11 protein-coding genes are annotated in these 11,761 nt (G+C 65.4%); 2 read left to right on the plus strand and 9 right to left on the minus strand.

All coding sequences use genetic code 11. The annotated features are described in order from the left end of the window. Positions 1 to 606, plus strand: a complete 606-nt coding sequence (locus tag G474_RS0110915; protein ID WP_026687010.1) for a class I SAM-dependent methyltransferase — start codon at positions 1 to 3, stop codon at positions 604 to 606. Here G474_RS0110915 and argJ read toward each other — a convergent pair. From argJ to G474_RS0110930, 3 genes are all read right to left on the minus strand, one after another. Then, positions 594 to 1,832 (minus strand): bifunctional glutamate N-acetyltransferase/amino-acid acetyltransferase ArgJ, encoded by a 1,239-nt coding sequence (gene argJ / locus G474_RS0110920; RefSeq protein ID WP_026687011.1) that lies wholly within the window; start codon positions 1,830 to 1,832, stop codon positions 594 to 596. The two genes, G474_RS0110915 and argJ, sit on opposite strands and share 13 nt — an antisense overlap. A 425-nt stretch (positions 1,833 to 2,257) precedes the next feature. Beyond that, entirely contained in the window at positions 2,258 to 4,969 is a 2,712-nt protein-coding gene (secA, locus tag G474_RS0110925) for a preprotein translocase subunit SecA (protein WP_026687012.1), read from the minus strand. Between the two features lie 109 nt (positions 4,970 to 5,078). Then, a complete protein-coding gene (locus G474_RS0110930; RefSeq protein ID WP_026687013.1) occupies positions 5,079 to 5,996 on the minus strand; it encodes a M23 family metallopeptidase in 918 nt (305 codons plus the stop codon). Between the two features lie 13 nt (positions 5,997 to 6,009). On the opposite strand from G474_RS0110930, the gene G474_RS0110935 reads away from it, so the two are divergent. Continuing rightward, positions 6,010 to 6,444 carry a DciA family protein gene (locus G474_RS0110935; protein ID WP_026687014.1) on the plus strand — a complete coding sequence of 145 codons (435 nt, stop codon included), beginning with the start codon at positions 6,010 to 6,012 and terminating at the stop codon, positions 6,442 to 6,444. On the opposite strand, the gene G474_RS0110940 is transcribed toward G474_RS0110935, so the two are convergent. The 6 genes from G474_RS0110940 to G474_RS0110965 form a co-directional block, all read right to left on the minus strand. Continuing rightward, positions 6,431 to 6,619, minus strand: coding sequence for a hypothetical protein (locus tag G474_RS0110940; RefSeq protein WP_026687015.1), 189 nt, complete (start codon positions 6,617 to 6,619; stop codon positions 6,431 to 6,433). The genes G474_RS0110935 and G474_RS0110940 overlap by 14 nt on opposite strands. A gap of 19 nt (positions 6,620 to 6,638) precedes the next feature. Beyond that, the gene (gene lpxC, locus G474_RS0110945) at positions 6,639 to 7,565 is read right to left on the minus strand and encodes a UDP-3-O-acyl-N-acetylglucosamine deacetylase (protein WP_026687016.1); all 927 of its coding nucleotides are present in this window, start codon (positions 7,563 to 7,565) and stop codon (positions 6,639 to 6,641) included. A gap of 100 nt (positions 7,566 to 7,665) precedes the next feature. Continuing rightward, on the minus strand, positions 7,666 to 8,820 hold the full coding sequence (gene ftsZ, locus G474_RS0110950; protein ID WP_026687017.1) for a cell division protein FtsZ: 1,155 nt from the start codon (positions 8,818 to 8,820) through the stop codon (positions 7,666 to 7,668). Between the two features lie 38 nt (positions 8,821 to 8,858). After that, a complete protein-coding gene (ftsA, locus tag G474_RS0110955) occupies positions 8,859 to 10,088 on the minus strand; it encodes a cell division protein FtsA (RefSeq protein WP_026687018.1) in 1,230 nt (409 codons plus the stop codon). Continuing rightward, positions 10,085 to 10,837: a cell division protein FtsQ/DivIB gene (locus G474_RS0110960; protein ID WP_026687019.1), complete on the minus strand. Its 753-nt coding sequence runs from the start codon at positions 10,835 to 10,837 to the stop codon at positions 10,085 to 10,087. Before G474_RS0110960 ends, ftsA begins: the two co-directional genes overlap by 4 nt. A 12-nt stretch (positions 10,838 to 10,849) precedes the next feature. After that, the gene (locus G474_RS0110965; RefSeq protein ID WP_211228107.1) at positions 10,850 to 11,758 is read right to left on the minus strand and encodes a D-alanine--D-alanine ligase; all 909 of its coding nucleotides are present in this window, start codon (positions 11,756 to 11,758) and stop codon (positions 10,850 to 10,852) included. Positions 11,759 to 11,761: the final 3 nt, after the last annotated feature.

Raw genomic sequence — 11,761 nt, forward strand, 5'->3', positions numbered from 1 at the left:
ATGAGCCTGCGCTTCACCTACAGCTGCTTCGCGCCCCTGTACGACACCCTGGTGGAGCGGGCCACCCGCTCCCTGCGCCAGGACAGCCTCGCCCACCTGCCGGCGTCCCCGGGCCGGGTGCTGCTGGCGGGCCTGGGCACCGGCCTGGACGCCCCCTGGCTGCCGCCCCAGCATGAGTACGTGGGCCTGGACCTGACCCGGGCCATGCTGCAAAAAGCCCTGCCCCGGCTGGTGGCGCACCGTTTCACGCCCCTGCAGGGGGATGTGCACGCCCTGCCCTTCGCCGACGCCAGTTTCGACCACGCGGTGCTGCACCTGATCCTGGCCGTGGTGCCGCGCCCGGAAGCCTGCCTGCAGGAAGCGGCCCGGGTGCTGAAGCCCGGCGGCCGGCTGCTGATCCTGGACAAGTTCCTGCGCCCCGGCCAGAAAGCCCCCCTGCGCCGCCTGCTGACGCCGGTTTCAGGCCGCCTGGCGACCCGCCTGGACGTGGTGTTCGAAGAAGTACTGGCCCGGACCCCGGGCCTGGAGTTGGAGGAAGACCAGCCCGCCCTGGCGGGAGGCTGGTTCCGGCGCATCCGGCTGAGAAAGAGCGATCAGCTGCGGTAATCCGCGTTGATCTTCACGTAGTCGTAGGAGAAATCGCAGGTGTAGACCCTGGCGGCGGCGGCGCCCCGGCCCAGGTGCACCCGCACGGTGATCTCGGCGTTGGCCATGATGGCGGCGCCCATTTCTTCCTTGTAGGCCCCGGCCCGGCCACCCAGCTCGGAAACCAGGGCCGACTGCCCAGCGGCTTCCAGCCACACCTTGACCCCGTCCACATCCAGATCGGCGATGCCGGCGTAGCCCACGGCAGCCAGGATGCGGCCCAGGTTGGGGTCGGAGGCGAAGAAGGCGGTCTTTACCAGGGGGGAATGGCCGATGGCGTAGGCCACCTGACGGCATTCGTCCCGGTCCTTGCCCCCTTCCACCGCCACGGTGATGAACTTGGTGGCGCCCTCCCCGTCCCGGACGATGGCCTGGGCCAGCTCCCGGGCCACATCGATCAGGGCCGCCTTGACCTCGGCCCAGCCGGCTTCCTGGCCGGAGGCAAAGGCAAGCTCGCCCTTGCCGGTGGCGATCATGATGAAGGAGTCATTGGTGGAGGTGTCGCCATCCACGGTGATGCAGTTGAAGGACTCGTCGGCGGCTTCCTTCACCAGCGCATCGAGCAGGGGCTGGGCGATGCCCGCGTCGGTGGCCATGAAGCCCAGCATGGTGGCCATGTTGGGCTTGATCATGCCGGCCCCCTTGGAGATGCCGGTGACGGTCAGGGTCTTGCCGGCCACCTGCAACTGGCGCGAGGCGGCCTTGGCCACCGTGTCCGTGGTCATGATGGCGTGGGCGGCGGCATGCCAGTGGTCGGCGGCGAGGTTGACCTTGGTGGCAGGCAGACCAGCCACCAGGCGCTCCACGGGCAGGGGTTCGAGGATCACGCCCGTGGAAAAGGGCAGCACCTGGTCGGCGCCGATGCCGAGCAGCTGGCCCACGGCGTTGCAGGTGGCCTGGGCCGCCTGACGGCCGGGCTCGCCGGTGCCGGCGTTGGCGATGCCGGTGTTGATCACCAGGGCACGGATGCCCGGGCCTTCGGCCAGGTGCTTGCGGCACAGCTGCACGGGGGCGGCGCAGAAACGGTTGAGGGTGAACACACCGGCCACCGTGGCCCCGGCTTCCAGCTCGATCAGGGTCAGGTCCTTACGGTTCTTCTTGCGGATCTCGGCCTCGGCCACCCCGAGGCGGACGCCGGCGACGGGATGCAGGGCTGCGGGAGCGGGAGTGGCGTAATTCACAGGCATGGGAAACTCCAGAACAGTTGAAAGGGGATACCAAAAACCTCATTTGAACCACAGAGGCACAGAGAAAAACCAGGCCTTGCTTCTGCAGGCTACCTCACCGCCCGGACAGGACAAGGCAAGGGGATGAAGCCTTTAGTTTTTGCCTTTTGCCGCACCTCCGGGGCCCTGTGGTGAGGAATCAACCTAAAAACCTCACCACAGAGACACAAAGACACAGAGAAGTTCAAAAAAACAATGGCTTGCATCATCTTCTGCGCTCACCTAGAAAGTGACCTGGCCTTCCAGGACAAGTCTTTGTTTTTCCTCGGCGTCTCTGTGCCTCTGTGGTTTAACTGAGGTTTTAAGGATCAAGGATGATTCAGGAAAGCGGGTCCAGAAGGAAAAACGGCGCCCTGCCGGACGCCGATTTTTCCAGGACCAGGATATCAAGCCAGCTTTCCGTGACAGTGCTTGTATTTCTTGCCGCTGCCGCAGGGACAGGGGTCGTTGCGCCCCACCTTGGGCTCACCCTGGGCCGGCTGGGGCTTGTCCCCGCCCTCTTCCGGCTCGCCCAGGGCCTCGTCGAAACCGGCGTGGTGGTACTGGACGTTCTCCACCTCGGCGTGGGGCGCCGCCTCTTCCACGTCGGCCTGGGAGCGGATCTGCACGGTGACCAGCACCCGGGTGACTTCCCGGCGGATGGAATCGAGCAGCCCTTCGAACAGTTCGAAGGCCTCGCGCTTGTATTCCTGCTTGGGATTCTTCTGGGCGTAACCGCGCAGGTGGATGCCCTGACGCAGATGGTCCAGGGCGGCCAGGTGCTCGCGCCAGTGGGTGTCCAGGCTCTGCAGCATCACGTTGCGCTCGAACTGGTGGAACACCTCGAGGCCCACCTGATCCACCTTGCCGCTGTAAATCTCGTCGGTAAGCTTGATCAGCCGGCTCAGGATTTCGTCATCGGTGATCGTGGGTTCCTGGCTGACCCACAGGGCCAGGGGAACTTCGATCAGGAAGTCGCCGGCCAGGGCCCGCTCCAGCCCGGGGATGTCCCACTGCTCTTCCACGGATTCGGCCGGGACGAACTGGCGGAACAGCTCCTCCAGCACCCCGTGGCGCATGGCGGTGATGGTTTCGGAAATATCCTCGGTTTCCAGCAGTTCGTTGCGCTGGGCGTAGATCACCTTGCGCTGGTCGTTGGCCACGTCGTCGTATTCCAGCAATTGCTTGCGGATGTCGAAGTTGCGGCCTTCCACCTTGCGCTGGGCAGACTCCAGGGAACGGGTCACCAGGGGATGCTCGATGGCTTCCCCCTCGGGCATCTTCAGGCGGTCCATGATGCCGCGCAGCCGGTCGCCGGCGAAGATGCGCAGCAGGGGGTCTTCCAGAGACAGGTAGAAGCGGGAGGAGCCCGCATCCCCCTGGCGGCCGGCCCGGCCCCGCAGCTGGTTGTCGATGCGGCGGGATTCGTGCCGCTCGGAAGCGATGATGTGCAGGCCGCCAGCGGCGAGCACCTGGTCATGGACCTTCTGCCACTCTTCCTTCATGGCCGCGATGCGCTGGGCCTTGTCGGCCTCGGCGAGGCTCTCGTCCTCTTCCACGGCCGCGATCTGCTTCTCGATGTTGCCCCCGAGCACGATGTCCGTACCCCGGCCCGCCATGTTGGTGGCGATGGTGATCATGCCGGGGCGACCGGCCTGGGCGACGATTTCGGCTTCCCGGGCGTGCTGCTTGGCGTTGAGCACCTGGTGCGGCAGCTTTTCCTGGTCGAGGAGCTTGGAGAGCAATTCGGAAGCTTCGATGGAGGTGGTGCCCAACAGCACGGGCTGACCCCGGCCATGGCATTCCTTCACGTCGGCGATGATGGCCGTGTGCTTCTCCGCCGCCGTCTTGAACACCTGGTCGTTGTGATCCTTGCGCTGCATGGGCCGGTGGGTGGGGATCACCACGGTTTCCAGCGCGTAAATCTGGTGGAACTCGTAGGCTTCCGTGTCGGCGGTGCCGGTCATGCCAGCCAGCTTGCCGTACATGCGGAAATAGTTCTGGAAGGTGATCGAGGCCAGGGTCTGGTTCTCGTTCTGGATCTTCACCCCTTCCTTGGCCTCCACGGCCTGATGCAGGCCGTCGGACCAGCGCCGGCCCGCCATCAGGCGACCGGTGAATTCGTCCACGATGATGATCTCGCCGTTCTGCACCACGTAGTTCTGGTCCTTGTGGAACAGGGTGTGGCCCCGCAGGGCGGCATTCAGGTGATGCATCAGGGTGATGTTGGAGGCCTCGTAGAGGCTGCGGCCGTCGGACAGCAGGCCCAGGTTCACCAGGATCTGCTCGGCGTGCTCGTGGCCCTCCTCGGTGAGGTGCACCTGATGGCCCTTTTCATCCACCCAGTAATCGCCGGGAGCATTTTCCTCGGCGCAGCGGCTCAGCATGGGCACCACGGCGTTCATGCGGATGTACAGCTCCGTATGATCCTCGGCCTGCCCGGAGATGATCAGGGGGGTGCGGGCTTCGTCGATGAGGATGGAGTCCACCTCGTCCACGATGGCGTAATTGAGGCCCCGCTGCACCCGCTCACCGGCCGAATAGACCATGTTGTCGCGCAGGTAGTCGAAGCCGAATTCGTTGTTGGTGCCGTAGGTGATGTCGGCGGCGTAGGCCTGCTGCTTGGCTTCGTGGTCCATCTGGGACAGATTCACCCCGACCGTGAGCCCCAGGAAGCGGTGCAGCCGCCCCATCCATTCCGCATCGCGGCTGGCCAGGTAGTCGTTCACCGTGATGACATGGACCCCCTTGCCGGAAATGGCATTCAGGTAGGAGGGCAGGGTCGCCACGAGGGTCTTGCCTTCGCCGGTGCGCATTTCGGCGATCTTGCCGTAGTGCAGCACCATGCCGCCGATCAGCTGCACGTCGAAGTGGCGCATGCCCAGCACCCGCTTGCCGGCCTCGCGCACCACGGCAAAGGCTTCGGGCAGCAGGTTGTCCAGGCTTTCACCCTGACCATGACGCCGGCGGAATTCGTCGGTCTTGGCCCGCAGGGCTTCGTCGGAGAGGGCGGCAATGCCCGACTCCAACTCATTGATGCGACGCACGGTCTGGGAGTACTGCTTGATCAGCCGGTCATTGCGGCTGCCGAAAATTTTCTTGAGAAGGCCGGAAATCATCACTTAACGCGCAAGGCGTCCCTAGGCACCAAAGGGCTGATTCTAACATGATGAAAAATTGCCACCGCACCGGTGGAAATGAATCTCCCGATCCGGGGCTGCAAGGGCTTCAGCGCCCCCGGCTGGCCAGCAGGGTGCCCAGGAACACGGCCGGATCCAGGGCCGAACCGTTTTCCTTGACTTCGAAATGCAGATGCGGCCCGGTGGAGCGGCCAGTGGTCCCCAGGGTCCCCAGCTGCTGGCCCCGGCGCACGGGGGTGCCCACCTGGACGCTCATGGAGGAGAGGTGGGCGTAGCGGGTGATCAGCTCGCCGCCGTGGTTCACTTCCACCAGATTGCCGAACTCCGGGTGGTAGGACGCATTGACCACCACGCCGCCGGCGGCGGCCAGGATGGGGGTGCCATGGGGAGCCACGAAATCCAGGCCTTCATGGATGGCCCGGCCCCGCCCGAAGGGATCAACCCGGGGCCCGAAGGAGGAGCCCAGGCGCGCCCCGCCGGCCACGGGCAGGGTGGTAGGCAGGAACTCCCGCCGCACCATGGATTCCCGCATCCGGGTTTCCACGGCAGCCAGGGCCAGGGATTTGTCCTGGATCTGGCTGGCCAGGCGATCGATCTCCTGACGCAGGCTGTCTTCACTCAGGGGGGCGGGGATGAAAGGCCCCCCCTGGGGCTCGGCCTTGGCGCCCTCCCGCTTCTTCCCGGCAGCCACCCCGGTCTTCTCCGAGAGGCGCTGCCCCAGGCCGTCCAGCTGTACCATCTGGGCCTGCAGCTCCCCGACCCGGGCAGCCAGCACCTGCAGATTGCCCTTGACGAACTGCTCGGTCTGGCGGGTTTCATGCTGCTGCATGGAGAGCACCAGATCCTGGATCACCGGCAGGCGCAGCTGGATGCTGAGCCAGGAGAGAATGGCGGAACCAAAGAACACGGCGGTCAAAAAAAGGCCAAACACTGCGACAATATGTTTGACCCCGATGGTGATCGTCTTGGCCGTGGAAAAACGGCTGGAAACCAGAATAATCTGCACGGGCTTATCTCCTATGCTCACACCCGAAAAACTGCTCGAACGTTCGGACCAGACCGCCCAGGTCCTGGCCCATGCCCGCCTGCTGGTCAGGCTGGGGGAACGCTTTGCCGCATCAGTCCCGCCCGGGCTGGCTGAGCACGCCCGGGTAGTCAATTACCGATTGGGGACTATCGTTATCCACGCCGCCAATGGCGCGGTTGCCGCCAAGCTCAAGCAGATCAGCCTGCGCCTGCGAGACAGTTTTGTGAAAATCGGTCTGGAGTGTAACCAGATAGAGGTGAAAGTTCAACCCATCCAAAACCACGAGCAATCAACCACTTCCACGGTGAAGCTGATCTCGCGGGAGAGCGCCATGGGACTTTCGGCCTGCGCCGCCGCCATGCCGGAGGGCTCGCCCCTGGCCCGGGCCCTGCTGCATCTGGTGCAGCGGGCCGCTATAAGGGAATGAGCGCCACCCGCTCCAGGAACAGCAGGGCGAACAGGATGAGTGCGAAGACCAGGCCGTATTTGAGCAGCCGGAACGACAGCTGCAGGTAGCGGCGCTCCCCGGTGAGGGCGTAGGCGAGAAAGCCCACCCCCACGGCCACCACCAGCAGCACGGCGAGGATGCGCAGGATGTACATGGATCCCGCCCGACCTGGCTCAGGCGGCCTGGGCCAGCCAGCGCCGCACCCGCTCGGGGGCGGCTTCCGGCTCGGGGAAGGTGACGAACTCCCAGGCATCCCGCTGAACCAGCAGAGCCCGGGCCAGGGCATTGTTGAGGCCGTGCCCCGACTTGTGGGCGGTGAAGCTGGCCAGCAGGGGATGGCCGATCAGGTACAGGTCGCCGATGGCGTCCAGAATCTTGTGTTTGACGAACTCGTCGCCGTAGCGGAGCCCGTCGCCATTCAGCACCCGGAACTCGTCCAGGACGATGGCGTTTTCCAGGCCGCCCCCCAGGGCCAGCCCGTTTTCCCGCAGCCACTCCACTTCCTGCATGAAACCGAAGGTGCGGGCCCGGGCCACCTCGCGCACATAGGACTGATCGGCAAAGTCGATCACCGCCCGCTGGGCGGACTTGTCGATGGCGGGATGGTTGAAGACGATGGAGAAATCCAGGCGGTAGCCGTCGTAGGGATCGAAGCGGGCCCACTTGTCCCCGTCCGTGACTTCCACGGGCCGGGTGACGCGGATGAAGCGTTTGGGCACCGGCTGCTCCTCGATGCCGGCCGACTGGATCAGGAACACGAAAGGTGCGGCGGAGCCGTCCAGGATGGGCACTTCCGGCGCATCCAGGTCCACCCAGAGATTGTCAATGCCCAGCCCGGCCAGGGCCGACATCAGATGTTCGATGGTGCCCACCTTGACCTTGCCATCGGGGCCATCCCGCTCGAGGCAGGAACACATGCGGGTATCCCCCACCAGCAGGGCGGAGGCGGGAATATCCACCGGTTCGGCCAAATCCACGCGACGAAAGGCGATGCCCGTATCCGGAGCGGCCGGACGCAGGGTCATGTTCACCTTGACGCCGCCATGGAGGCCAACGCCGGAAGCGCGGATGAGGGACTTCAGGGTTCTCTGCTTGAGCATCTTGCTGCCTGGAAATGCGGGCCCGACAAGGGGCGGGGGGACGGGCATTCTAACATGAAGGCCCATCCCCTCTTGCAGAGGCGAAGTGTGACCGGCGCGGTCAGTCAGCCTGCTTGCGCAGGAAGGCGGGGATGTCGTAGCGATCCACGCCGCTGTTTTCCAGCGCTTCCACGGTGACATTGCGCTTTCTGACCACCGCCGGGGTGTTGGCCATCTCGTTGTAGTCGATGGCCCCCCCCATGACCATGCCGTCGGTCCCGGTGGCCTGCAGTACCGGGGTGTTGATGACGGTGAAGGTCTGCTGCTTGGCCGCCTGGCCCAGACCCGTGGCCACCACGGTGACCCGCAGCTGGTCGCCCATGTTCTCGTCGTAGACGGCACCGAAGATGATGTGGGCGTCTTCCGCCGCGAAGGCCCGCACGGTGGCCATCACTTCGTTGACTTCCTTCATCTTCAGGGCGGAACGGGCGGCAGTGATGTTCACCAGCACGCCCCGGGCGCCGGACAGGTTGATGCCTTCCAGGAGCGGCGAAGCCACGGCCTGTTCGGCGGCGATGCGGGCCCGGTCCTGACCGGCGGCCACGGCGGAACCCATCATGGCCCGGCCGGTTTCACCCATCACGGTGCGCACGTCTTCAAAGTCGACGTTGACCAGGCCGTGGTTGGTGATGATTTCGGCGATGCCGCCCACGGCGTTCTTGAGCACGTCGTCGGCCGCCTTGAAGCAGTCATCCACGCCCGCGTCGTCGCCCATCACTTCCATCAGCTTGTCGTTCAGGATGACGATCAGGGAATCCACGTGCTTGGAGAACTCGGTGATCCCGGCTTCGGCATTCTTCATGCGCTTGCCGCCCTCGAAGGAGAAGGGCTTGGACACCACGCCCACGGTGAGGATGCCCATTTCCCGGGCGATCTCAGCCACCACGGGCGCTGCACCGGTACCGGTGCCGCCGCCCATGCCGGCGGTGATGAACGCCATGTGGGCGCCTTCGAGCTGAGCCCGGATGGCGTCTTTGTGGATTTCCGCCGCGCTCTTGCCGGCCTCGGGCTTGCCGCCCGCGCCCAGCTTGCCCAGGGCCAGCTTGGTGGCGGCCTGGCTGCGGCTGAGGGCCTGGGAATCCGTGTTGGCGGCGATGAACTCCACCCCCTGGACCCCTTCCCGGATCATGTGTTCGACGGCATTGCCGCCCGCTCCCCCGACACCCACCACCTTGATGATGGTATCGAGCTCGTCTTTCTCGATGATTTCAAACATACGCGCCTCCGCTGCAAAAAAACGTTGATGACTAGGAATTAAAAGTTCTTTTCGAACCAGGACTTCATGCTGGAAAAGACGTCCTTGACGGAACGCTTCTCCTCAACCTTCTGGCCCCGGCGTCGCTGGGCCTGGGCCTCCAGCAACAGGCCGTAGGCCGTGGAAAAACGGGGGTTCTGCACCACGTCGGCCAGGCTGCCCCGGTACTTGGGCGTGCCCTGGCGCACCGGCATGTGGAAGATTTCCTCGCCCAGCTCGATCATGCCGGGCATCACCGAAGCGCCACCGGTGATGACGATGCCCGAGGACAGCACGTCCTCGAAGCCGGCCCGGCGCAGCTCGTGCTGGATCAGTTCGTAGAGCTCCTCCACCCGAGGCTGGATCACGTCGGCCAGGGCCCGGCGGGACAGCTTGCGGCTGGGCCGGTCATCCACCCCGGCCACTTCCAGGATGTCCTCAGGGTCGGCCAGCTGGGACAGGGCGCAGCCGTACTTGCACTTGATGTCTTCCGCGTCCCGGGTCGGGGTGCGCAGGGCCATGGCGATGTCGTTGGTGATCTGGTCGCCGGCAATGGGAATCACCGAGGTGTGGCGGATCGCCCCCTGGGTCCACACGGCGATGTCGGTGGTGCCGCCGCCGATGTCGATCAGGCACACGCCCAGATCCTTCTCGTCCTCGGAGAGCACCGCATAGCTGGAAGCCAGGGGCTGCAGCACGATGTCGTTCACTTCCAGGCCGCAACGGCGCACGCACTTGACGATATTCTGGGCCGCCGAGACGGCGCCGGTGACGATGTGCACCTTCACTTCCAGACGCATGCCGCTCATGCCGATGGGCTCGCGGATGCCGTCCTGGCCGTCGATGACGAATTCCTGGGTGAGGATGTGCAGGATTTCCTGGTCGGCGGGAATCGGTCGGGCCCGGGCGGTCTCGATCACCCGGTCCACATCCGCCGGGGTCACTTCCTTGTCCTTGATGGCCACCATGCCATCCGAGTTGAAACTCTTGATGTGGCTGCCGGCGATGCCCGTATACACGTCACGCACCTTGCAGTCGGCCATCAGCTCCACCTCCTGGACCACCCGGGAGATGGTATGCACGGTCTCCTCGATATTGACCACCACCCCCTTCTTCAGGCCGCGGGAATCCTGGGAGCCCATGCCGATCACGTTGAGCCGCCCTTCCCCGGTGATCTCGGCCACCAGGGCGACGATCTTGGAAGTGCCGATGTCCAGGCCGACGATCAGGTCCTTGCTTTCTCTGCTCATTCTCTACCTCTGTGTTCCGGAAGCGTCCCCGCCGGGTACAGGGCGAAGCCGTTGGGATAACGCAAATCCACGGTTGCCGGCCGCGGCTCCCGGCCCGCCACGGCGGCGGGATAAATATCGACGAAACGCTGCAGGCGCAGGCTGGCCGGAGAACGGCTCTGCTCCCGCCCCAGCTCCAGGCGCATGCCGTTGTCCAGCTTCAGCCCCAAGGCCAGCCGGGACGAGAGGCTCACGGCCACCGGTTTCAGCTGCAGGGGCGCCAGTAACTCCAGGGTTTCCCCGTAGCGCTTCAACAGCAGGGGCGCCGTGCCCGAGGGGCCCTTGAGGGTGGGCAGCTCCAGCCCGGCCCCGTCGGGAAGGCTGGCGGCAAAGGTCTCCCCGAAGGAGTTCACCCATTCGCCGCCGGTATCCCCCCAGCGGGCCACCGGCTGGTGCTCCTCCAGGCTGACCACCAGCCGGTCGGGCCAGACCCGCCGCACCATGGCCTTGCGCACCCAGGGCAGCGCCTCCAGGGCATCCCGCACCCCGTCCAGGGACAGGCTGAGGAAGTTGCCCCGCACCCGGCCCTGCAGGGCCTCTTCCAGTTCGGTCGGATGCACGTGCTGCAGGGGCGCTTCCAGCACCACCTCGCGGATCGGCGCGAAAGGCATGCGCAGCACCCAGATGGCCAGGGCAGCCATGAGCATGGCCGCCCCTGCCGCAAACAGCAGGTCCGCCAGGGTGTTGAGCAGCTGGGGTCGGTGCCACATTCATCGTTCTCTTCAGTCCCGTCCCGCCAGGGAGAGCACTTGCAATACCAGTTGGTCGTAATCCATGCCGGCCACCCGGGCCGCCATGGGCACCAGGGAATGGTCGGTCATGCCGGGGGAGGTGTTCACCTCCAGGAAGTAATGCCGGCCGGCCTCGTCCATGAGGAAGTCCACCCGGCCCCAGCCCTTGCCGCCCAGGACCTGGAAGGCTTTCAGGGCGCCGGCCTGGATCTCGGCCTCCTTTTCGGCCGACAGGCCGCAGGGGCAGAGGTAGCGGGTGTCGTCCCGGAAGTATTTGGCGTCGTAGTCGTAGAAGGCCGTGGTGGGCTCGATCTTGATGATGGGCAGGGCCCGGTCGCCCAGGATGCCTACCGTGTATTCGCCCCCCATGACCCCGGCCTCGGCAATCACCAGGGGATCGTGCCGGGCAGCTTCCTGCCAGGCGGCGCGCAGACCGCCCTCGGTGGTGACCATGGAGACCCCGATGGAGGAGCCTTCGCGCACGGGTTTCACGAACAGGGGCAGGCCCAGCTGCTCTTCCACCTCGTCGAAATGGGAGTCGGCGCCCAGCATCGCGTACTCGGGCACGGGCAGGCCGGCGGCCTGCCAGATCAGCTTGGTGCGGAACTTGTCCATGCCCACGGCGGAGGCCATCACGCCCGGGCCGGTGAAGGGAATGCCCATCAGGTCCAGGGCGCCCTGGATGGTGCCGTCCTCGCCATAGCGGCCGTGCAGGGCGATGAAGGCCCGGTCATAGCCCTTGAGGGCGTCCAGGGGCTGCTCGGCGGGATCGAAGGCATGGGCATCCACGCCCTGGCGCTGCAGGGCCGCCAACACCCCGGCACCGCTTTTCAGGGACACCTTGCGCTCGGCGGAAGTCCCGCCCATCAACACGGCCACCTTGCCGAATTTCTGCTGCATTTC

The organism is Azovibrio restrictus DSM 23866, from assembly GCF_000429665.1.
Classification (GTDB): Bacteria; Pseudomonadota; Gammaproteobacteria; order Burkholderiales; family Rhodocyclaceae; genus Azovibrio; species Azovibrio restrictus.

Bases quoted from the DNA above. Each gene is read 5' to 3' on its own strand.
- G474_RS0110960 (WP_026687019.1), bottom strand. From the start codon at position 10,837: ATGTGGCACCGACCCCAGCTGCTCAACACCCTGGCGGACCTGCTGTTT.
- G474_RS0110935 (WP_026687014.1), top strand. From the start codon at position 6,010: ATGCTCACACCCGAAAAACTGCTCGAACGTTCGGACCAGACCGCCCAG.
- argJ (WP_026687011.1), bottom strand. From the start codon at position 1,832: ATGCCTGTGAATTACGCCACTCCCGCTCCCGCAGCCCTGCATCCCGTC.
- ftsA (WP_026687018.1), bottom strand. From the start codon at position 10,088: ATGAGCAGAGAAAGCAAGGACCTGATCGTCGGCCTGGACATCGGCACT.
- lpxC (WP_026687016.1), bottom strand. From the start codon at position 7,565: ATGCTCAAGCAGAGAACCCTGAAGTCCCTCATCCGCGCTTCCGGCGTT.
- ftsZ (WP_026687017.1), bottom strand. From the start codon at position 8,820: ATGTTTGAAATCATCGAGAAAGACGAGCTCGATACCATCATCAAGGTG.
- secA (WP_026687012.1), bottom strand. From the start codon at position 4,969: ATGATTTCCGGCCTTCTCAAGAAAATTTTCGGCAGCCGCAATGACCGG.
- G474_RS0110915 (WP_026687010.1), top strand. From the start codon at position 1: ATGAGCCTGCGCTTCACCTACAGCTGCTTCGCGCCCCTGTACGACACC.
- G474_RS0110940 (WP_026687015.1), bottom strand. From the start codon at position 6,619: ATGTACATCCTGCGCATCCTCGCCGTGCTGCTGGTGGTGGCCGTGGGG.
- G474_RS0110965 (WP_211228107.1), bottom strand. From the start codon at position 11,758: ATGCAGCAGAAATTCGGCAAGGTGGCCGTGTTGATGGGCGGGACTTCC.